The sequence below is a fragment of the Prosthecobacter sp. genome, assembly GCF_044232965.1.
Classification (GTDB): domain Bacteria; phylum Verrucomicrobiota; class Verrucomicrobiia; order Verrucomicrobiales; family Verrucomicrobiaceae; genus Prosthecobacter.
In genome coordinates, this window is the sequence record NZ_JBIIKX010000072.1 from 1 (window position 1) to 19,534 (window position 19,534).

A 19,534-nucleotide genomic window follows, 5' to 3' on the forward strand; every position below is an offset into this window, starting at 1 on the left:
GGCGACACCATTGTGCTGGACCAGAAGAACACCTTCACCGCGGCCCTCCATGTGCAGAAGTTTGACCAGGAGCGTGTGTGCGTCACCCTCATGCCGCTCGCTTATCAAGGCTTTGGCGCCAAGGATGGCAAGCAGTTCGAAATGAAGCCGCCTGCCAAGCTCAACATGGAAGCCTACTGGCCGCTGACACGCGATCCAGCCAGCGCCGTGACTGAAAACGTGGTTTTGAAAGATGGCTGAAGCCAGCCTTTAAAAAAATTTCGAAAAAGCGGAAGGCAGTGCCTTCCGCTTTTTGTTTTTGGGGAGCCTGCGGCTCGTTCCTTGCATCCGCGCCTGTTCACGCCATTAAGCAGAAGCATGTCTGCCGACCACACCGCACAAACCATCCCCGAAGTTCAGCGCCTGCGCGCAGAACTGGACGCGCAGGGAAAAAAACTCGTGTTCACCAACGGCTGCTTCGATCTTCTGCATGCGGGTCATGTGCGTTATCTGCATGACGCACGTTCGCTCGGTGATGCGCTTGTGGTTGGATTGAACTCCGACAGCTCCGTGCAAGTTCTCAAAGGACCGGACCGCCCGCTGAATGGTCAGAACGACCGCGCTGAAGTGCTCGGAGCGTTGCGTGCCGTGGATGCGGTAGTGATCTTCGATGGTGAACGTGCCACGTCATTGATCGAGGCCATCAAACCTCATGTGTATGCCAAAGGTGGTGACTACACCGTCGATTCGTTGAATCGTGAAGAGCGGGCCGCGCTTGAAGAAGCAGGAACGGAAATCCGCATCCTGCCGCTCGTTCCAGGACGCTCCACCACGAGCACCATTAACAAGATGCTCGGTGACAAAACATCGAACCGGCTCCGCATCGCCATTCTCGGCTCCGGCGCAGGCTCGAATCTCCGCGCCATCATCGCGGCAGTGCAAAACGGTACGCTCAATGCCGAGATCGCCATCACGATCAGCGATCAAGCAGACTCCAGTTTTCTCAAGATCGCTCGTGAGTCTGGTTTGCCCGCGCAGTTTGTCGATCCTGGCGGCAATCCGCGCAAACTCGGTGACGCGGCGCAGAAAGAAATCTTTGATCACTTGGAACGCGCGCGTGTGGATGTTGTCGTGCTCGCCGGATTCATGCGCATCCTCAAAGAGCCGGTCATCAGCGCCTACAGCGGCCGCATCGTGAACGTCCACCCTTCACTGCTGCCGAAGCACAAAGGCGCTAACGCCCCACAACTTGCAATTGAAGCGGGTGACAGCGAAACCGGCTGCACAGTGCATCTCGTCACTGCGGAGATCGACGCGGGACGCACACTCGCACAGGCAAAGGTGCCAGTGCTGCCAGACGACACCGCCGAGACACTGCATCTACGCATCAAGACCGAGGAGCACAAGCTGCTGCCGACAGTGCTCAACGAGTGGCGTGAACTCGGCCTGCCCGTGCGAGGTGCGGGAGCGCCATGAGCAGCTTCACCGGCACTCTCAATCCTCAGCAGCGCGAGGCGGCCACGCACATCCACGGCCCGCTGCTCATTCTTGCTGGCGCAGGCACAGGCAAGACGCGTGTGCTCACCGCACGCATCAGCTACATGGTGAACGAGGGCATCAATCCGAAAAACATCCTGTCCGTCACCTTCACCAACAAGGCCGCCACTGAAATGCGCGAGCGTGTCAAAGGCATGGTGCGCGACGGCCTTGGCAAAAAAGTCGTTCTTGGCACCTTCCACGCCTTCTGCGCTCGCCTTCTGCGCGAGTTCGCCTCGCACGTCGGCTACAAGAACAACTTCGTCATCTACAGCCAGGGCGAGCAGGAAAGCCTGCTCAAAAAGGTGACCCAGGGCCTCCTCGTCAAAGACGAGACCTTCGACACCTCCACAGCCCTCTCCCGCATCAGCAAGGCAAAGAACGACGGCAGCAGCCTGGGCGATCCTGAAAAGAACCTCGACGCCGCGGTCATGCAAAAATACATGGACGAGATGCGTGGCTTGAATGTCATGGATTTCGACGACCTGCTCGTCCTCGGCGTGCGTTTGCTCGAAGACTGCGCCGATGTGCGCACCACTGTGCAGAGCCGCCATCATTACGTCATGGTGGATGAGTTCCAGGACACGAACTCGCTGCAAATGCGCCTCCTGCGCGCGCTAGTGCCCGCGCCTTACAACGTCTGCGTCGTGGGCGATGACGACCAGTCCATCTACGGCTGGCGCGGCGCGGAGATCACCAACATCACGCAGTTTGAGGACTTCTTCCCCAATCCGCACATCATCAAGCTGGAGGAAAACTACCGCAGCACCACTCCCATCCTTCACACCGCGAACAGCCTCATCAAAAACAACGCAGGCCGCCGCCCCAAGTCCCTCTGGAGCCGCAACAACGGTAACGAACTCGTGCGCCTCATCGCCACGCAGGATGAAAAAGAAGAGTCAGACATGATCGCCAAGGAGGTCGAGGCGGCCCACTTTTCCAACAAGCAGCCGCTGGAGGATTTCGCCGTGCTCTTCCGCACCAACGACCAGTCGCGCGTGCTGGAGCAGGCCTTCCGCCAGCGCAAAATTCCCTACCGCGTTGTCGGCGCACGCAGCTTCTTTGATCGCCGCGAAGTGAAGGACATTCTCAGCTACCTCAACGTTCTGCACAATCCGCACGATGACATCAGTCTGCTGCGCGTCTTGAACACGCCCACACGCGGCATCGGCAGCGCCACCGCCGAACTCGCCCGCGAGCGCAGCATGGAGAAAGGTCACAGCGTCTGGGTCGCGCTTTGTGACGAGGATTTCCTGCGTCAGATCCCCGAGAAGGCGCGCAACGCCATCCGCGGCTTCACCGCGATCATCAGCAAGTACTCCGGCCCGGCCAACAGCCAAGGCACGCAGCTCGTGCAGATGACCGAGGCGCTCATCCTTGAGGTCGGATACATGGAACACCTCAAAAAAGCCGCCAAAGAGCCGGAAGACTTCGCGGGCTGGGAAAACGGACTCAAGGAACTCCTCAAGAGCCTCGCCGGATACGAGGAACGCAACCGCGCCGACGGACTCGGGGGGTTCCTCGACGAAATCAGCCTCAATGACGAGCGCGAGGAGAAGGACGACATCGAAAAGAAAAAAGGCGTGTGCTTGATCACGCTGCATGCCTCCAAAGGACTCGAATTCCCCATCGTGTATCTCCCGGGCATCGAGCAGGGCATCCTGCCACACAAGCGCAGCTTCGATGAAGGCCGCGTCGATGAGGAACGCCGCTTGTTCTACGTCGGCATCACGCGGGCGAAGCAAAAGCTCACCATCAGCCATACGCGCACGCGCATGAAGTGGGGCCAGAAGCAGACCAGCCTCCCCTCGCCTTTCCTGAAGGAACTCGACCGCAAGTTCATCACCGAACTCGATTACACGCGCCACATGAACGAAACCGTGACGCAGGAGGAGAACACCAACTTCTTCTCCGGTCTCCGCGCCATGCTCGCCGAAAAGTGAGGTCAGCCGCCAGCGGCCTCAATCCACATACAGCAGCGCGTTGCCGCTCATCAGCGCGTGGCAGAGCGCGGTGAGGCCAAGGAAGCCGGGTTCGCCAGGCGTCTTCGAAGGCGCGCCGAGCTGGACTTCGAGCGGCGTGGGATTGGCCTTGTAGAACTCGGTCTGTGCCTGCACGAACTCGACACTCTGCTGCACATCCGACTCGGAAGGTGCTTTGCCATGAACAAGCTTCCACGCGAGGCGGATCTGATCCGGCAGCTCTTTGCCGCCTTCCGTCTGCACGCGCTGGGCGAACTGCTGGGCATGCACGCGCATGATCGAACTGTTCATCAAAAGCAGGCTCTGCGGACTCACTGTTGTGACAGAACGCACATCGCAGCTCGGCTCCATGATCGGCGCGTCAAAGGTGGCGAACATTTCGAGCGGGCGCGAGCGGCGGGCCTGCACATAGATGCTGCGGCGGAATTCCTCGCCATTCATGGCCAGATACTTGCCCGTTGGGCGGCCTGCCGTGTCCGTGGTGTCGATGCCGATGACGACCTGCCCTTCCTCATTGAACATCACTGGCACAGGAGCGCCGCCGATCTTCGGATTCAGCCTGCCGCTGATCGCCAGCAGTGAATCACGCAGGATTTCGGCCTCCAGACGGCGAACATTCATGCGGCTGAGCAGTGTGTTGTCAGGATCAATGCGATCACGCTTCTCATCGCGAGTCGAGGACTGGCGATAGGTGCGCGAGGTCATGATGAGGCGGTGCAGATGCTTCAAGCTCCAGCCTTCACGCATGAACTCCGCCGCCAGCCAGTCGAGCAGCTCAGGATGCGTCGGCTTGCTGCCGAGCTGACCGAAATCACCGGGGCTGGAAACGATGCCTTTGCCGAAATGATGCATCCAAACGCGGTTCACCATCACGCGGGCCAGCAGCGGATGTTTGCCATCGGTCAAGGCGTTGGCGAAGGCGAGCCGACGGCCGGTGGTGGGCAGCTTGGCGTCCTTCTCGGGCACTTCGACCTTCCGGTGAGCCGCGAGCACGGTGAGATCGCTGGGGCCGACTTTTTCCTTGGGCTGGTCATGATTGCCGCGATTGAAAATGAAGGTGGCTGGCACGAGCTCGGGCTTTTTCGGCACTTCGACGAAGGCGTGCAGAAACTCTTCGACCGGCTTCGTCGCACGCACCACCATGGCTTCCTCGGTCATCTTCTTCAGCGTGTCGGCGTGCTTGGTTTTGTTCGTAGTGTCGTAAAGATAAAGCGAACCAGCACTGAGTTGGTTAACGCGCGGCCAGGCTTTGAGCAGCTTGGTTTGATCAGCGGTACGCTTCTTTACCTCCGTTCGATAAGCCGTGCGCAATGGCTCACGATCCTTCTCAGGAGCCTTGGCGAGTTCCTTTTCTAAAACCTCGGTGATGAACTCCTCCGTCTTCGCCAGCCGCGCCGCGTCCAACTTCTTCGCCTCGACCTCAATCTTGGCTGCTTCAACCGACTCCGCGTCCGTCAGCAGCGAAACCAGCCTGCTCGCTGGCAGACGCCACGCTTTCGTGTCGAATCCCGGCTCAAACACGGCCCGCAGCCGATAATAGTCGGCCTGCGAGATCGGATCGTAGCGATGATCATGGCACTGAGCGCAGCCGATGGTCAGACCATAGAGCGAGGTGCCCACCATTTTGACCGTGTCGGCGATGTTCGCGTTCTGCGTCGCCGCATCATTCATCTCAGCCGTGCCATTGGGCGACATACGAAGGAATCCCGTGGCGGAGAGCTTCTCAATCGCGTCCGGCGACAAGTTCTTGTAGGGTTGTGGCACCATCTCATCACCCGCCAATTGCTCGCGCACGAACTGGTCGAAGGGCTTGTCCTTGTTCAAAGCGTTGATGACGTAGTCGCGATACTTCCACGCCCATTTGCGCTCCAAATCCTTTTCGCCAAAACCTTCCGAGTCGGCATAACCTGCCGCATCCAGCCAATGACGGCCCCAGCGCTCGCCGTAATGAGGCGAGGCAAGGAGGCGGTCGATCAGATTCTCGATGCTGGAAGCAGGATGCTTGATGTAGGCAGCGACAAAAACATCCACCTCCTCCGGGGTCGGCGGCAGGCCGGTCAGATCGAAGCTGGCACGACGGATGAAGGTGACGGGATCGGCTTCGGGAGAGAATGCCAGGCCTTTCTCAGCGTGTTTGGCGGCGATGAAGGCATCAATGCCCAGCACATCGGGTTTGACCGGCGGCTTGACGTTTTGAACAGGCTGCAAGGACCACCAGGCACGCTCTTCATCCGTGAAAGCATGCTCAGGGCCGAGTTTTTCCGGCTCCGCACGAGCGGTTTTGGCTCCCTGGGCGACCCAGGCTTCTAAAACGGCGATATCGCGATCCTTCAGCTTCGATTTGCCCTTCGGCATCTCGCCCGCCTTCACGAGTTCGAGCAGATGACTCTCAGCGGCCTTGCCGGGAACGATGGCCGGGCCGCTTTCGCCGCCTTTGAGGATGAAACGAGCCAGCCGCACGTCGAGGCCGCCCTTGGTCTCTCCTTCCTCGCCATGACAATGAAAGCAGTTTGCCTTCAAAATCGGGCGAACGTCTTTTTCAAAGGTCAGCGGCGCTGCCACGACAGAGACGTGGCAGATGAGCAGGAAACCGGCAGGGAAACGCATGCCAGTCATACGGCGCATCAGGCACATCTTTCGCGAACGGCGTCATCCACCGCCGTGTCCAGCACATCGCAGGCCTCTAGCAGTGCCTCCTCGGTGACGGTGAGCGGCGGGCAGATTTTGACGGTCTGGCCCCAGGCACCGACAGGCGCGAAGAGCAGCAGGCCGCGCTGATAGCACAGCTCGATGATGCGATGCGCGAGATCGTGATCCGGCTCTTTCTGGCCTGGTTTGACCATCTGGAGGCCCGCAACGAGTCCGGCGCAGGTCACATGGCCGACGACACTCGGGTGGCGTTTTTGGATGGCCTTGCAGCGCTCATGCAAAATCGGGCCGAGGCTGGCGGCGTTGCCGGTGAGGTCTTCCGCAAGCAGCTTTTTGATGTTCGCGACGGCGGCGGCGCAGCAGACGGGATTGCCGGTGTGAGTGCTGGTCATGCTGCCGGGCGGGAACTGGTCCATGATGTGCTGGCGGCCGATCACGGCGCTCAGCGGCATGCCGGAGCTGATGCCCTTGCCACAGCAAATCAGATCCGGGGTGACGCCGTAATGTTCGAAGGCCCAGAACTTGCCCGTGCGGCCGAAGCCGGACTGCACCTCATCAAAGGTGAGCACGACCTGATGCTGGTCACACCAAGCGCGGAGTTTCTGGATGTATTCGACCGGCGCAAAGTCGGGGCCGACGCCCTGATAGCTCTCCATGATGACCCCGGCGATGTTTTCGGGCTTCATGCCGCTTTTTTCGATGGCCTGCAAAAAGGCGTTGAAGGAACTGTCGCCCTCCCAATAACCATCTGGGAACGGTGCCTGGATGATGGCCTTGTCGAGGTTCACGATCCACGATTTCTGGCCTGCCATGCCGCCGGCCTGCTGGCTGGCGAGCGTGCGGCCGTGGTAGCCACGATCAAAGCCGATGATGCCAATCTTCGACGTGCCGCCGACCTTGATGCCGTGGGCTCGGCTCAATTTGATGGCGCACTCGGTGGCCTCGCTGCCGCTGCTGAGCAGGAAGACCTTCTTCAAGCCTTCCGGCGAGACCGAGGCGATGATTTCGGCGGCCTGGAGGCGTTCTTCGCTGGGGAAGACGTAGTTATGAATGAGGCCGCTTTGGATCTGGTCGATCATGGCCTTGCAAATTTCAGGGGCAGCGTGACCTGCATTGGTCACGAGGACGCCGCTGCTCCAGTCGAGCCACTGGTTGCCGTGCTTGTCGAAGACATGGATGTCCCGGGCCTTTTCCCAAATGATGGGCGGCATGCCGCGCATGGAGAGCGGCTCCACCTCCCGCAGGCGGTCCAGCAGGGGCACGCTGTCAGGATGCGGCACCTGGGTGCAGATGCGGCGGTGCTTGGTTTCGACGTGCGGAACGGTTTGCGGAACGGTGCTGAATTCTTTGCCCATAGTGGCAACGATCATGCATGAGGCCGAATCACGCTGCTACGCGCTTTGCGGCAGGTCGCGGTATTTTTGTGCGCGAGGCTCAGACGATATGGCTGAGAGCTGATCATCGGATTCAGCCGCCCCAGTCACAGGGCTAGCCAACAAGCCATTAACCAAATTTGTTCAACAGGGCTGGGTCAGGTTATGGTTCTCGTAACGCTTAAACAGATGCATTGACGTTTCTTTAAACCTGCACAAGAAATGCGATCATGCGCCGCCCCTGGATCAAAGTCGAAGTCTCCACCCCGGACAAACCGGAAATCTGTGCCATCGCCAGCCGCCTCCGAATGGATGAGGATGCCGTAGTGGGAAAACTGATTCGCGTGTGGGCATGGGCCGAGTTGAACCGCGTAAATCCAAACGCCTTAAGCGTTACAAAAGAGTTTCTCGATAAACTGGTATCCAAGAAAGGATTCAGCGAGGCCATGATCCTCTCCGGTTGGCTCGGCATGGACGGTGAGCGCCTCTTTTTCCCGAATTTCGGCAAACACAATGGTGAGGATTCCAAGGTGCGAGGTTTGACCGCCAAACGCGTGGAGAAACACCGGAAGAGCAAACTCACAAATAACGATATAAGCGTTACACATGGCAGGGTTCGAGAGCCCGAAATCGAGACAAAGCCGGAAATAACAAATGACGTAAAAGACGTTCAAAGTCACTTTACTTCAATTCCAACAAGTGAACCGACTGGCACAAAACTCACTTCGCCTGAAGAAATCATCGAAACACCTCACGAGTTACCAGCTTCAGACACGGTTGAGGCTTTGGAGCCAGAAAACCCCGCCCCAGAAGAGACTGTTGAAACGCCCAAGAAACGCCGCTCCAAGGCTGAAAGCAGCTCAGACGAGCAGCCGTTGCTGTTCTAACCGGCCCGGGATCTATCAGGGGTTCTCGACGCCCTTTTGCGGCTTGAGAGTTCCCTTTTCGCCCTCGGGCCAATACGCTCCGTCTTCGATCCACTCTCGCAGCATGCCGATCTGGTCCTCGGTGAGGCTGACTTCGGTTCTGGGCATCATTTTGGGGTGAGTACCGCCGCGTTGAACTGCGCTGATGAGCAGGCTGCAATCGGGATCGCCCGGCAGGATGTAGTCGCGTCCGCTGGCGCTGCGGGTGAAGGCGGAGGCTTTGCTGGTGAGATTGAGAGCGGGAGGCGGCAGGGTGCCGACATGGCATGCGACACAGCGCTGCTGAAGTACCGGTTTGACCTGGGTGAGGAAGTAGTGCTCACGTCCCCCCTTGCTGGCGGGTGCCAGTACACAGGAGGTAACGACGAAGAGCACAGGAAGGAAGCGCATGATCATGGGCCAAGCATAACGACGTGATGGAAACAGGCTATGCCGAGTTTGTGCAAAATTAGGCCTCTGCTTGACGCAGGGTTAGGCGTGTGGCGAGTTCTCCCTGATGAAACGCAAGCACCCCACTCATCGGAATGGCCACTGCCGCATTGTTTTGACCGGTGGTCCCGGCGGTGGCAAGACCACGGCGGGAGATTTGTTCCGACGCGAGATCGGCGAAAAAGTTGTGCTGGTGCCGGAGGCGGCCACGATGGTCTTCAGCGGGGGGTTCCCGCGCTCTTCCGAGCCCATGGCCATCCATGCCGCGCAGCGTGCCATCTACGAAGTGCAGCGCAATCTGGAGGACGTACAGGCCGCGTTGTACCCTGAGCGCGTGCTGCTCTGTGACCGTGGCACGGTGGACGGCGCAGCCTATTGGCCGGGCGAGCCGCACCATTTCTTCGCCGAGATCGGCAGCACGCTGGAACTGGAACTAGCCCGCTATGACGCGGTGATCTTCTTTGAGAGCGCCGCCGTGGGAGGCATGGGCATCGAGGGCGGCAATCCCATCCGCAACGAGTCGATGGAGGAGGCGGTCAGGCTCGACCACAAGCTGCGCTCTCTGTGGTCCAAGCATCCCAAATTCATGCTGGTGCCGCACAACCCGTCCTTCTTCAAAAAGATCTCCTTCGGACTGGCCGTGCTGGACGGCATTGTGTCGGAACTGGGATGCAAAGAGATGCGCAAAAAGCAGGCGAGAAAGAAGCATTGATCGAATTGCCTCCCTGAGCGTAATGAACCGCTCATGAGAGTCGAACTCGTCAACACAGGCACAGAATTACTCCTTGGAGACACGATCAACACCAACGCAGCCTGGATCGGCCAGCGGCTGGCCGCGCTGGGCATCCAGGTGACGCGGCAGACCATCGTGCCGGATGGCGCCGTGATCCGCGTGGCGATTGCGGAGGCTGCGCAGCGTTCGGATGTTGTTCTGGTCTCCGGCGGCCTAGGCCCCACGAATGACGACCTCACCCGCGAGTCCACCGCCGAACTGCTCAGCCTGCCGATGGAGCTGAACGAAGGAGTTCTGGGACATTTGAACGAGTATTTCTCGAAACGCGGCAAGCCGGTGAGCGAGGCGACGAAACGCCAGGCTATGGTGCCTCGTGGTGCCCAGGTGATGCCAAACCCGTTCGGCACCGCACCTGGTTTGTACTTTCCCGCCGCCCTCGGCGAGATGCTGGGCTGGAACGCGCACATCTTTCTCCTCCCCGGCCCGCCGCGTGAGCTGAAGCCGATGATTAAGAACGAGGTGGAGCCGAAACTGCGCGAGTGGCTGCCGGACGGCGGCTCCCGACGCGTTTTGTATCTCAAAGTCACCGGCGTGGGCGAGTCGGACATCGTTGAGGCGGTCGAAAAGCGTCTCGAATGCGTCCCCGGCCTCGATCTGGGCTACTGCATCCGCGGCGGCGATGTGGATGTGCGCCTCGCCGGAGCGCAGAGCAGCGTCGATGCAGGCGCGGCCATCGTTCGCGAGGCCTTTGGCGACTGCATCACCTCCGAGGACCGGCGGATCATTGAAGAAGTCATTGTGCAGTTTCTCACCGAGCGCGGCGAATGGCTCGCCACCGCCGAATCCTGCACGGGTGGAACCATCGCGAACCGCATCACCGACGTGAGCGGTTCCTCACGCGTTTTCGGCCACGGCTGGGTGACCTATGCGAATGAGGCCAAGCAGCAGCACCTCGGCGTGCCGGCCGCATTGATCGAAAAACACGGAGTGGTTAGCGAAGAAGTGGCCCGCGCCATGGCCGAGGGCGCGCTCAAAAACAGCGGCGCGGATCACGCCCTGTCCGTCACCGGTATCGCTGGCCCGACAGGCGGCACACCGGAAAAGCCGGTGGGCACCGTGTGGATTGCCCTGGCGTCGAAGAACGCCGAGACCTGGACGATGAAACGCTTTTCACCCGGAGCGCGGGATCGTTTCAAGCTGCTGACCTCACAAGCCGCCTTGGACATGCTGCGGCGCAGATTGTGTGGGATCGCATTGAGACAGTGATTATCGTTCATCGAATCGTCACCTGGGCAAAGACCTGGTTTCGATTCCCAAATCGGCCATCGGCTGATCACTTCATTCCTTGGGTCGCATTAAAACCACACGGAAACCACTGATGCCATTACGAAAGCTGGGAGGGCTTTGCCCGCGACAGGATGAGAGCATGTAGTCCGGGGCGTGGATGTTCCAAGAGCCGCCACGAAGGACCCGAACCTGCCGATCCTTTTCATACCAGTCTTCACACCACTCCCAAACATTGCCACCCAGGTCAAAAAGACCCAGTTGGTTAGGCTTGAAACTCATCACAGGCGCGGTGGTCGGGAAGCCATCATGGTAGTTTTCCAAGTATTTAGCCGTGGTGTTCGGTGCCATGGCCTGACGGCTCTGATCGCTGTAGTTTCCACTGCCATTCGGCGGCGGCCAGGGATCGCCCCACGGAAAATGGTCCTGCGGCTTGTAAACGGTGGCGGGCGTGGTGTCCGCCCTCCAATCCTCCCGCCCATCGATTCCCACAGCAATGCTCCACTCTTGATCGGTGGGAAGTCGATAAGATTTGCCCTCCTTCTGACTTAGCCATGCACAGAACTTCTTTGCATCCTCCCAGCTCACCTTGGTGACGGGGTGATCGTCGGGACGATCTGCGGGCATGAAGCCATCGGCGCTTTGATCTGTCCATGTGCCATCCACGTTCGCGGCTTGAGCGGCATAAATGTCATAGTCCATGTAGCGGACTTCGTGAATGCCAAACAAGACCTCCGTGCCAGGCAATGGAACAAATTTCATGCCCAGGCTGTTAATGAACAGGCCGTTCTGGCTAGCGGAGGGGGATGCAACGACCCGTGTTTTGTTTGACGAAGCCGACAATTCTTTAAGTGCCATCGGATCCACAGGCTGCTGGCCTGATGGCGGCGTAAGCACCAGCCATGCGACTCCGCCAAACACCGCCAGCACCAGCAGCGATATCCAAGCCAGCGCTTGGTTCGTGGCATGTTTGCCAAAGGGCGCGGAAGACGCTGGAGGTGGTGGACGATATGCCTGCTGTTTCGGCGCGAGGCCTTGCTGTGATGCAGGCTGCTTTTTTGAACCCGGCAGAGAATGGGTGGCAATGATCGGCAAAGCCGAAGCATGAATGTCTTTAACTTCCGCCACGGCCACTGGTTGAGTCTGTATCGCGTCCAGCGCCTGGCGCATTTCCAATGCAGACTGGTAACGCAGCTCTCGATCCTCGCGCATGGCCTTGCTGATGATTAAGTCGTAGCGTGGATCGAGGCCTGGAATTTGCAGCGAAGGCAGCTCAAAGAGGCCGTGAGGCACCTTGCCGGTAAGCATCTGGTAGAGCATGACACCGACGGCGTAGATGTCCGCGCGATGGTCCACGCTGGTGCCGAGCATGAGCGCCTCGGGAGCCATGTAATGGAGCGTGCCCATGGCGGTACCGCTCTGTGTAAGGCCGGACTGGCTCTCGGCGCTGGTCATTTTGGCGAGTCCAAAGTCCGCCACCTTCACCACGCCATCGTAACCGACCACGATGTTGGCCGGTTTGATGTCGCGATGGATGATGCCGCGTTCATGCGCGTAGGCGAGTGCGTCGAGCACATGCGCGGTGATCGCCATGGCATGATCGGTGGGCAGGCGTTTCTGCCGGACGAGCATCTTGGAAACATCCGTGCCTTCGACGAACTCCATGACGATATAGAGCAGGCCGTCGGCGGCCTCGCCAAAGTCAAAAACTGCCACAACGCCAGGATGCATCATCCGACCCATGGCACGGGCCTCGTTCTTGAAGCGCTCGGCGAAGCTGGCGTCGGCCTCGTCAAGCAGATTGGAAAGGATCTTGATGGCGACCGGGCGGTCCAACGCGATCTGCCGCCCTTTGTAAACCGCGCCCATGCCGCCACGACCAAGCAGCGCGGTAATCTCATACTGCGGCAGCAGCGCCTGCAACTCCGCCGCCGTCGGCGGCTGCCAGGTCTGGCGCGGAGTGCTGGGCGAGGGCGAATTAGGCATGCGGCCTGAATTCTGCGAAGGCGGGCACTGTTTGGCAAGGTGGTTGTGCCGCCGCGGTCAGCAGGATTGACTGGCGACGAATCGTCGCTGCTCCATGTTCACCGTGCCGCTTTCACCTCGTCCCAGACCTTAGTGTACTTCGCGAGATCGGGACCGAGGTCTTTGATGACCTCGCATTTGCTCTGCAACTCGGCAGGGATGGTGATGGCGGGATTCTTGAGGAACTCGGCGCTGACTTTTTCGAGCGCGGGCTTGTTCGGACAGTAGTAGCCCATCCACTCCATGTTTTCGGCGGCGATGGCGGGATCGAGGAGGAAGTTGATGAAGGCGTGGGCGAGACCGGACTGCTTGGCGGTTTTTGGGACGACCATTTCGTCGCAGCCGATGGTCACGCCTTCGCGGGGGATGAGGATTTCGACTTTCGGGTTTTCCATCTGCACCTGGAACAAATCGCCGCTGTAGCCGTGGACGAGGTGAAACTCTGCGGAGTCGATGCCGGCCTTGTAGCCTTCGTTGTCGAAGCGGGCGATGTTCTTCTTCCAGCGGATGAGCACGTCACGCGCAGCGGCGAGCTGGGCCGCATCGCGGGTGTTGATGCTGTGGCCGAGGGATTTGAGCGCCGCGCCGATGCTCTCGCGCATATCATCGAGCAGGGTGACGCGTCCGGCGAGGGCGGGGCGGTCAAACATGGCCCAAGTGGCCTCGGCGTCTTTGATCTTGTCCTTCCGCACCGCGATGGTGGCGTAGGCGAAGGTGTAGGGCACGCTGTGCGCCATTTTTTGGTCGATGACCTTGGCGAGGACTGCGGCATCGATGTTTTTGAAGTTGGGGATCTTCGCGTGATCGAGATCGGCCAGCATGCCCTGCGCGTGCATGACCTGGATCATGTAGGCGGTGGGAAAAACGAGGTCGTAGCCGGTGGCACCGGCCTTGAACTTTGCGAACATGCTCTCGTTCGAATCGAAGGTGTCGATGACCACCTTGCAACCCTGCTGCTTCTCGAATTTTTTCACCACATCCGGGCTGACGTAGTCGGCCCAGGTGTAAACGTGCAGCGTTTCAGCGAAGGCGCTGACGGCGAGGAGAGAGAGCAGCAACAACGACTTCATGCGACAACAGGGCGGAGAAGCGGAATGGCCTGCTGGCGGCGGATGGACGCCTCGGTGTTGTAGGCGGCAAGCAGCAGGCAGGAAAAGACGAGATCACTGATGAGCGACTGACGCAGGAACCAAGTGGTGGGAGGCAGGCCGGGCGTGCCGGTGGTCAGCGCCTGGAGCCATCCGGCAAAGGATTTCGCATAGACGGGATCGGCCAGCCAAGAAATGGTGTTGGTGATGATGAAGAAAGCCAGCGAGCAGCCGATCACACCCAGCAGGCTGGAAACCAAGCCCAACTGACCGCGCAAACGTGCGGCGAGCCATGCAGCGAGGCCGAAGCAACCATAAACCGTCACCGCCTCCCAATGCATGACGTCTGTAATCCCGGTGGCGCTGATGCCGATGACCACCAGAAGCAGCGGGATGAGCAGGAATGAAACGCGTTTCGGGAAAACCAGCGTGCCAGTGAAGGCCAGGGCCATCCAGGGGCTGAAGTTTTCCAGGAAGTCGATGGTGACGAGTCCCTTCAGTTTGGCGAAACGAAAGGCGGAGGCCGCGAGGACCAGCAAGAGAGGAAGGAGAAAGGCGTTGGAAGATTTGGCGGTCATGAGAGGGAGAAAGTGAAACGTTGAGCCAGCAGGGCTGGGCATTTAATTCTTCAAAGAAGGCTACACAGCGAGTCCTTTTTTACGCAGGAAGGGCACGAGTTCGTCCACACCGAAGTCGGCGAGGACCTCGCCATCCCAGTCCATCGTGGGTGCCTTGGACTGGCCACTGAGGTCGATCATGGCCTGCATGGCGTCACGATTGCCGCTGACGGTGATTTTTTCATAGGCGATACGGCGGGCATCGAGGTAGTCGAGCACCTCCTCGCACCAGGGGCAGCCGGTTTTGACATAGATGAGGGGCTTGATCATGCCCGCATGATGCCGCGTGACCGGCGGAGGGCAAGCTGCGTGTCCGGGATTCGCGGTTGACCACCCCCCTGCCCTGCTTAATCTCCGCACGCTGTTTTCAGAGCGCCCCCATGCTCCGATTCCCGTCCCTTTGACCAGAAACCCGAATGCGCCATTTTCGACCCCAGAATGCGCCCAGGGAAACGTTCCACCGGACGGAACGCTTGAAAGTGATCTCCCGCGCGCCATCAGGGCCTGCCGGAGTGAGCTTTGAGCCGGCTGGGCCAGTCAGGCCCGGCTTTGAAAACCGCAGCAGCCCGTGGTGGCGCTGTGGCAGGCCGCAAGTGCGGCCCGCCGTGTGCCGCGAGGCCGTGGAAGTGGCAAGTCGCCCGTTCCCGCCCGCCGCCCCCTCCAGCGCCCCGGCCCTGCCAATACACGCCCAACACCCCTGCACATCCACACACCATGTCCGATCAACCCAATCGTAACCGCAATCGCAACCGCAATCGCAACCGCAGTCGTGGCCCCCGCCCCGACGGTCCGCGTCCCACCCGTGAAGGCCGCGAACCCGAGCCCACTGGGATGCAAAAATTCCTGAGCGCCATCAGCTTCGGCCTGCTCGGCAAATCCAAGCCCAAAAGCCGCCCGCAAGCGGACCGCAGCGGCAGTTCCTCCGCCCCCCGCAGCACGAACGACAACCCGCGCCCACAGCGTGAACCCCGTCCACGTCGTGAAGCCCCTCCGGCAGTCAATCCGGCTGACATCACCACCGACCGCCTCTATGTCGGCAACCTGTCTTATGATGCGACGGAGAGCGACCTGTTCGAACTCTTCAACGGTGTCGGCAGCGTTCGTAACGCCGAGGTCGTCGTCAACAGCCGCACGCAGCGCTCCAAGGGCTTCGCTTTTGTGACGATGGACAGCGTGGATGAAGCCCGCCGTGCCGTCGCGGAACTCAGCGGCAAGGACTTCATGGGCCGCCCGCTTCAACTCAGCGGTGCCAAACCAAACATGCGTGGTGACGGTTCAGATTCCTCCAATGAGGAAGAACAGGCCCAGGCCGCCTGATCACTGAAACGCTTCGTTCTCAAAGGCCCGCAGGTTCTCGCAAGAATCTGCGGGCTTTTTCTTGGGAACGTCTGTTTGCAGAAATCAGACCGCGTACTGAACAAAAACCCGCTGCCACCTTCCAAGATCATCAAACCAACCATGCCTGCTCCCACACTCCTCGACCGGGAACCCGAACCCGGCACCGCGATGACCAGCGCGCCTGTCACCCACGTCACACCCGCAGAAGTTCGCGCGGATGAGCAATTCTGCAGCAAGCTCGAAGACCGCGCCCTGCTCAGCGGTCCAAACCGCCGCCTGCGCGACCTGCAACTGCTCTGGAGCGTGGCCAAGGACTTCATGACTGGCTTTCGCGGCCTGCATTTCGTCGGTCCCTGCATCACGGTCTTCGGTTCCGCCCGTTTCGATGAAAACCACCGCTACTACCAGATGGCGCGGGATATGGGCGCGGCGATTGCGCGGATGGGTTTCACCGTGCTGACCGGCGGCGGCCCCGGCATCATGGAAGCGGCCAATCGTGGCGCAAAAGATGCTGGAGGACGCAGTGTCGGCTGCAACATCCGGCTGCCCTTTGAACAAAGCCACAATCCTTACCTCGACCGCTGGGTGACCATGGAGCATTTCTTTGTGCGCAAGACGCTGCTCATCAAATACAGCTATGGCTTCATCATCATGCCCGGCGGCTTCGGCACCATGGACGAGATGTTCGAGGCACTGACACTGATCCAGACGAAGAAGCTGAAAAGCTTCCCCATCGTCATCATGGGGAGCGATTTCTGGCCGGAGATGCGCCACTTCATGGATCACATGCTCAAAGGTGCCACCATCAGTCCTGAGGATCTCGAATTGATCAAATGGACCGACTCCGTGGACGAGGCGGTGGCGCACCTCCAAGAAAAAGCCGTGACCCAGTTCGGCCTGCGCCGCAGCCGCATTCCGAAAAGCATCCCTCTCCTGGGTGAAAAGGCGCTTGAAGGCGCTCATTGAAACTCCAATGTCCGCCTCCTCGCATGTCCGACCACACTTTCACCCTCTCCAACGGCCTCAAGCTCGGCTATGCGGAGTATGGTGACCCCAAGGGCGAGGTGGCATTTTATTTTCATGGCTGGCCTTCCTCACGCCTCCAGGGCTCGCTCTTTGACGAACCGGCCAAGAAACACCGCATCCGTCTCATCTGCCCCGACCGGCCGGGTGTCGGTCTCTCCGACCTCCAGCCGGGACGCACGCTGTTTGACTGGCCGGACACTTTAAGCCAGCTCGCCGGCCATGTCGGGGCGGACAATTACCATGTGCTCGGTTGGTCCGGCGGCGGCCCGTATGTGCTGGTCTCCGCGTTGAAGCTTCACAAGCGCCTGCTCTCCGCCTCCATCATCTGCGGTGCGCCACCGCTGAAATTTCTCGGAGACCGTGACATGTTCTGGCTCTACCGGCTCATGATCCAGTTGCGGCACTATTTTCCGTCCATCCTCGGCACCGTGCTGCGCCTCGGTGGAATGGCCGCCAAAGGATCACCCCATAAAGCTCCCCTGCGCTGGCTCATGAAGCTGCTGGGACAGGAAGACCGCCGCGTCCTGCTGTTGCCTGGCATTTACGATGTCGTGCGCGATGCCACGCTCGGCGCTTTGAACCGTGGCCCGCGCAGTGTCATCGCCGACGCGGACATTTATCTCAGTGAATGGGGGTTTGAAGTGAGCCAGATCGACTTCCCCATTCAATTCTGGCACGGCAAACAAGACCGCAACATCGCCTGGACCTACACCGAGCGCATCGCGTCACTGATCCCTGCCGCCACGAAGGTCTGGTCGGACATCGACGGTCACTATTCCCTGCCCATCACTCACGCGGAGCAGATTCTGGCCTCCGCTCTGCAAAAACCGGCCTCACCGGACGATGCGGGGCAGCAGAATGGGAATGCCCTCGTCGATGGTGAACTGCTGGCTTCCGTCCTGCGTCGTCAAAGCCGCTGAAACACCCAATTTCGCGCACTCCTCCGCCGTGGCGCGACGCAGCGGCTGATGCGTGTCCGGACAGCGCATCAAGGGGAGAAATTCTTCGAGCCAGGCAGTGTCGTTGTTCATCAGTATTCGGCCATCGTCGGATCAATTTCACGCGCCCAGGCAATGATGCCGCCGGAGACATTCCAAACATCGTTAAAGCCAAGCTCACGCAGTTTGCTCACCGCACGGGCACTGCGCCCGCCGCTTTTGCAATGCACGAGAATGCGTTTGTCACGCGGCAGCTCAGCCGTGCGGGTTTCCAGTTCGCCAAGGGGGATGAGCACGGCTCCTTCGATGCGGGAAATGGCCAGCTCATGCGGTTCGCGCACATCGAGGAGGAAATGGTTGTCTCCGGCATCGCGGAGTTCTTTGAGTTCGTGAACAGTCATGGCGGGAACATCGGATACAGTCGTCGGCGCTTGGGAAATGCCGCAGAAGCCTTCGTAGTCGATGGGTTGGGTGATGGTGGGTTGGTCGCCGCAGACGGGGCACTCAAGATCGCGGCGCAGAGTGAGCGTGCGGAAGCGCATGCTGAGCGTATCGACGTGCAGAAGCTTTCCAAGCAGAGGCTGGCCGATGCCGGTGATGAGTTTGATGGCCTCCAAGGCCTGCATCGTTCCAATCAGGCCCGGCAACACGCCGAGCACGCCGCCTTCGGCACAAGACGGCACCAAACCTGGCGGTGGCGGCTGCGGGCACATGCAGCGGTAGCACGGTGCGCCGAGATGCGGTGCGAAGACGCCCACCTGCCCGTCAAAGCGCAGAATGCTGCCATAAACGTTCGGTTTCTTCAGCCACACGGCGATGTCGTTGCTGAGGTAACGCGTGGGGAAATTGTCCGTGCCGTCGATGATCACATCGTAGTCTGCGGCGATGCGCATGGCATTCGCGGCGGTGAAACGCTCCGGGTAAACCTGCACGACGAGGTGTGGATTGATGTCGAGCAGGCGCTCGCGAGCAGCTTCGAGCTTTTTGCGACCGATATCTTTCTGCCCGAAGAGGATCTGGCGCTGCAAATTGGTGATCTCGACCACATCAGGATCAACCAGCCCCAATCCGCCGACACCCGCCGCCGCCAGATACATCGTGATCGGCGATCCCAGTCCCCCTGCCCCGATGCAGAGCACACGCGCTGCCTTCAGCTTGCGCTGTCCCTCGATCCCGAATTCGGGAATCGCGAGGTGCCGGGCATAGCGGCGCAGTTCATCGGGTGAAAGGTCGGACATGGGCAGGCACGATGGCATGAAGCGGCGCGGGTGCAACGATTCCAGCGGTTGCGAGCGAGAATGCGCCGTCTAAACTTACCCCATGCCTGATTGGACACCCCCAACCCAAGTCAATCTGGTCGATCTCGGCTTCATGGACTCACGTTCGAAGCTCATCGACCTCGCCGCCTTCCTCGACCGCGTGCAACGTGCCGGACAAGAAGGCGATTTCCGCGTCCAGGCGCTGAAAAACGCCATCGCGTTGCTCTCTCAAGATAAACCACAACGTGCGAAGGATGTGTTGCTCAGCTTCAGCGATCCAAGCGTGGAGCCCATCGCCAAAGCGACGATGCAGGGAGCAATTGGAGCCTTTAAAGCCTGAACTTTCCGCCGG

The 19,534-nt window shown here is 59.9% G+C and carries 18 protein-coding genes; 10 read left to right on the plus strand and 8 right to left on the minus strand.

The genetic code is table 11. From position 1 onward, the window contains the following. From ACILSI_RS21940 to ACILSI_RS21950, 3 genes are all read left to right on the plus strand, one after another. Window positions 1–240, plus strand: a 240-nt coding sequence (locus ACILSI_RS21940) for a hypothetical protein (RefSeq protein ID WP_395724059.1), incomplete at its 5' end; no start/stop codon positions are given. Window positions 241–357: 117 nt separating this feature from the next. Continuing rightward, window positions 358–1,455 (plus strand): phosphoribosylglycinamide formyltransferase, encoded by a 1,098-nt coding sequence (purN, locus tag ACILSI_RS21945; protein ID WP_395724060.1) that lies wholly within the window; start codon window positions 358–360, stop codon window positions 1,453–1,455. After that, window positions 1,452–3,458 (plus strand): ATP-dependent helicase, encoded by a 2,007-nt coding sequence (locus ACILSI_RS21950; RefSeq protein ID WP_395724061.1) that lies wholly within the window; start codon window positions 1,452–1,454, stop codon window positions 3,456–3,458. Before purN ends, ACILSI_RS21950 begins: the two co-directional genes overlap by 4 nt. 18 nt (window positions 3,459–3,476) lie before the next feature. On the opposite strand, the gene ACILSI_RS21955 is transcribed toward ACILSI_RS21950, so the two are convergent. Then, the gene (locus tag ACILSI_RS21955; RefSeq protein WP_395724062.1) at window positions 3,477–6,104 is read right to left on the minus strand and encodes a PSD1 and planctomycete cytochrome C domain-containing protein; all 2,628 of its coding nucleotides are present in this window, start codon (window positions 6,102–6,104) and stop codon (window positions 3,477–3,479) included. Between the two features lie 17 nt (window positions 6,105–6,121). Next, window positions 6,122–7,516, minus strand: coding sequence for an aspartate aminotransferase family protein (locus ACILSI_RS21960; RefSeq protein WP_395724063.1), 1,395 nt, complete (start codon window positions 7,514–7,516; stop codon window positions 6,122–6,124). A gap of 233 nt (window positions 7,517–7,749) precedes the next feature. Between ACILSI_RS21960 and ACILSI_RS21965 the strand changes: the two genes are divergently transcribed. Then, the gene (locus tag ACILSI_RS21965) at window positions 7,750–8,406 is read left to right on the plus strand and encodes a hypothetical protein (RefSeq protein ID WP_395724064.1); all 657 of its coding nucleotides are present in this window, start codon (window positions 7,750–7,752) and stop codon (window positions 8,404–8,406) included. A gap of 15 nt (window positions 8,407–8,421) precedes the next feature. Here the strand turns inward: ACILSI_RS21965 and ACILSI_RS21970 are convergent, their stop codons facing one another. Further along, a complete protein-coding gene (locus ACILSI_RS21970; protein ID WP_395724065.1) occupies window positions 8,422–8,835 on the minus strand; it encodes a c-type cytochrome domain-containing protein in 414 nt (137 codons plus the stop codon). 106 nt (window positions 8,836–8,941) lie between these two features. On the opposite strand from ACILSI_RS21970, the gene ACILSI_RS21975 reads away from it, so the two are divergent. Both ACILSI_RS21975 and ACILSI_RS21980 read left to right on the plus strand, forming a co-directional pair. Beyond that, the gene (locus tag ACILSI_RS21975) at window positions 8,942–9,586 is read left to right on the plus strand and encodes an AAA family ATPase (protein WP_395724066.1); all 645 of its coding nucleotides are present in this window, start codon (window positions 8,942–8,944) and stop codon (window positions 9,584–9,586) included. A 33-nt stretch (window positions 9,587–9,619) separates the two neighbouring features. Next, complete coding sequence (locus ACILSI_RS21980; protein WP_395724067.1) at window positions 9,620–10,873, plus strand: competence/damage-inducible protein A; 1,254 nt, start codon at window positions 9,620–9,622, stop codon at window positions 10,871–10,873. A gap of 72 nt (window positions 10,874–10,945) precedes the next feature. Here the strand turns inward: ACILSI_RS21980 and ACILSI_RS21985 are convergent, their stop codons facing one another. The 4 genes from ACILSI_RS21985 to ACILSI_RS22000 form a co-directional block, all read right to left on the minus strand. Further along, entirely contained in the window at window positions 10,946–12,877 is a 1,932-nt protein-coding gene (locus ACILSI_RS21985; RefSeq protein ID WP_395724068.1) for a bifunctional serine/threonine-protein kinase/formylglycine-generating enzyme family protein, read from the minus strand. Between the two features lie 98 nt (window positions 12,878–12,975). Then, window positions 12,976–13,986: a spermidine/putrescine ABC transporter substrate-binding protein gene (locus ACILSI_RS21990; RefSeq protein ID WP_395724069.1), complete on the minus strand. Its 1,011-nt coding sequence runs from the start codon at window positions 13,984–13,986 to the stop codon at window positions 12,976–12,978. Beyond that, window positions 13,983–14,582 (minus strand): DUF6580 family putative transport protein, encoded by a 600-nt coding sequence (locus ACILSI_RS21995; protein WP_395724070.1) that lies wholly within the window; start codon window positions 14,580–14,582, stop codon window positions 13,983–13,985. Before ACILSI_RS21995 ends, ACILSI_RS21990 begins: the two co-directional genes overlap by 4 nt. Window positions 14,583–14,642: 60 nt before the next feature. Continuing rightward, on the minus strand, window positions 14,643–14,891 hold the full coding sequence (locus tag ACILSI_RS22000) for a glutaredoxin family protein (protein WP_395724071.1): 249 nt from the start codon (window positions 14,889–14,891) through the stop codon (window positions 14,643–14,645). A 444-nt stretch (window positions 14,892–15,335) separates the two neighbouring features. Here ACILSI_RS22000 and ACILSI_RS22005 point away from each other — a divergent pair, with 444 nt between their 5' ends. The 3 genes from ACILSI_RS22005 to ACILSI_RS22015 all read left to right on the plus strand — a co-directional run bounded on the left by ACILSI_RS22005 (window position 15,336) and on the right by ACILSI_RS22015 (window position 17,905). Beyond that, window positions 15,336–15,938, plus strand: coding sequence for an RNA recognition motif domain-containing protein (locus ACILSI_RS22005; RefSeq protein WP_395724072.1), 603 nt, complete (start codon window positions 15,336–15,338; stop codon window positions 15,936–15,938). Window positions 15,939–16,079: 141 nt separating this feature from the next. Continuing rightward, the gene (locus ACILSI_RS22010) at window positions 16,080–16,925 is read left to right on the plus strand and encodes a TIGR00730 family Rossman fold protein (RefSeq protein WP_395724073.1); all 846 of its coding nucleotides are present in this window, start codon (window positions 16,080–16,082) and stop codon (window positions 16,923–16,925) included. 23 nt (window positions 16,926–16,948) lie between these two features. After that, a complete protein-coding gene (locus tag ACILSI_RS22015; RefSeq protein WP_395724074.1) occupies window positions 16,949–17,905 on the plus strand; it encodes an alpha/beta fold hydrolase in 957 nt (318 codons plus the stop codon). A 110-nt stretch (window positions 17,906–18,015) separates the two neighbouring features. Here ACILSI_RS22015 and moeB read toward each other — a convergent pair whose 3' ends face one another. After that, a complete protein-coding gene (moeB, locus tag ACILSI_RS22020) occupies window positions 18,016–19,161 on the minus strand; it encodes a molybdopterin-synthase adenylyltransferase MoeB (protein WP_395724075.1) in 1,146 nt (381 codons plus the stop codon). An 82-nt stretch (window positions 19,162–19,243) separates the two neighbouring features. On the opposite strand from moeB, the gene ACILSI_RS22025 reads away from it, so the two are divergent. Then, window positions 19,244–19,522 (plus strand): hypothetical protein, encoded by a 279-nt coding sequence (locus tag ACILSI_RS22025; protein ID WP_395724076.1) that lies wholly within the window; start codon window positions 19,244–19,246, stop codon window positions 19,520–19,522. Window positions 19,523–19,534 lie beyond the last annotated feature (12 nt).

What these genes read in the sequence shown, in the direction of transcription:
- ACILSI_RS21990 (WP_395724069.1), bottom strand. Translation starts at nt 13,986, where the DNA reads ATGAAGTCGTTGTTGCTGCTCTCTCTCCTCGCCGTCAGCGCCTTCGCT.
- ACILSI_RS21965 (WP_395724064.1), top strand. Translation starts at nt 7,750, where the DNA reads ATGCGCCGCCCCTGGATCAAAGTCGAAGTCTCCACCCCGGACAAACCG.
- ACILSI_RS22000 (WP_395724071.1), bottom strand. Translation starts at nt 14,891, where the DNA reads ATGATCAAGCCCCTCATCTATGTCAAAACCGGCTGCCCCTGGTGCGAG.
- ACILSI_RS22025 (WP_395724076.1), top strand. Translation starts at nt 19,244, where the DNA reads ATGCCTGATTGGACACCCCCAACCCAAGTCAATCTGGTCGATCTCGGC.
- ACILSI_RS21975 (WP_395724066.1), top strand. Translation starts at nt 8,942, where the DNA reads ATGAAACGCAAGCACCCCACTCATCGGAATGGCCACTGCCGCATTGTT.
- purN (WP_395724060.1), top strand. Translation starts at nt 358, where the DNA reads ATGTCTGCCGACCACACCGCACAAACCATCCCCGAAGTTCAGCGCCTG.
- ACILSI_RS21960 (WP_395724063.1), bottom strand. Translation starts at nt 7,516, where the DNA reads ATGATCGTTGCCACTATGGGCAAAGAATTCAGCACCGTTCCGCAAACC.
- ACILSI_RS21950 (WP_395724061.1), top strand. Translation starts at nt 1,452, where the DNA reads ATGAGCAGCTTCACCGGCACTCTCAATCCTCAGCAGCGCGAGGCGGCC.
- ACILSI_RS21985 (WP_395724068.1), bottom strand. Translation starts at nt 12,877, where the DNA reads ATGCCTAATTCGCCCTCGCCCAGCACTCCGCGCCAGACCTGGCAGCCG.
- ACILSI_RS21995 (WP_395724070.1), bottom strand. Translation starts at nt 14,582, where the DNA reads ATGACCGCCAAATCTTCCAACGCCTTTCTCCTTCCTCTCTTGCTGGTC.
- ACILSI_RS21970 (WP_395724065.1), bottom strand. Translation starts at nt 8,835, where the DNA reads ATGCGCTTCCTTCCTGTGCTCTTCGTCGTTACCTCCTGTGTACTGGCA.
- ACILSI_RS22015 (WP_395724074.1), top strand. Translation starts at nt 16,949, where the DNA reads ATGTCCGACCACACTTTCACCCTCTCCAACGGCCTCAAGCTCGGCTAT.
- ACILSI_RS21955 (WP_395724062.1), bottom strand. Translation starts at nt 6,104, where the DNA reads ATGCGTTTCCCTGCCGGTTTCCTGCTCATCTGCCACGTCTCTGTCGTG.
- ACILSI_RS21980 (WP_395724067.1), top strand. Translation starts at nt 9,620, where the DNA reads ATGAGAGTCGAACTCGTCAACACAGGCACAGAATTACTCCTTGGAGAC.
- moeB (WP_395724075.1), bottom strand. Translation starts at nt 19,161, where the DNA reads ATGTCCGACCTTTCACCCGATGAACTGCGCCGCTATGCCCGGCACCTC.
- ACILSI_RS22010 (WP_395724073.1), top strand. Translation starts at nt 16,080, where the DNA reads ATGCCTGCTCCCACACTCCTCGACCGGGAACCCGAACCCGGCACCGCG.
- ACILSI_RS22005 (WP_395724072.1), top strand. Translation starts at nt 15,336, where the DNA reads ATGTCCGATCAACCCAATCGTAACCGCAATCGCAACCGCAATCGCAAC.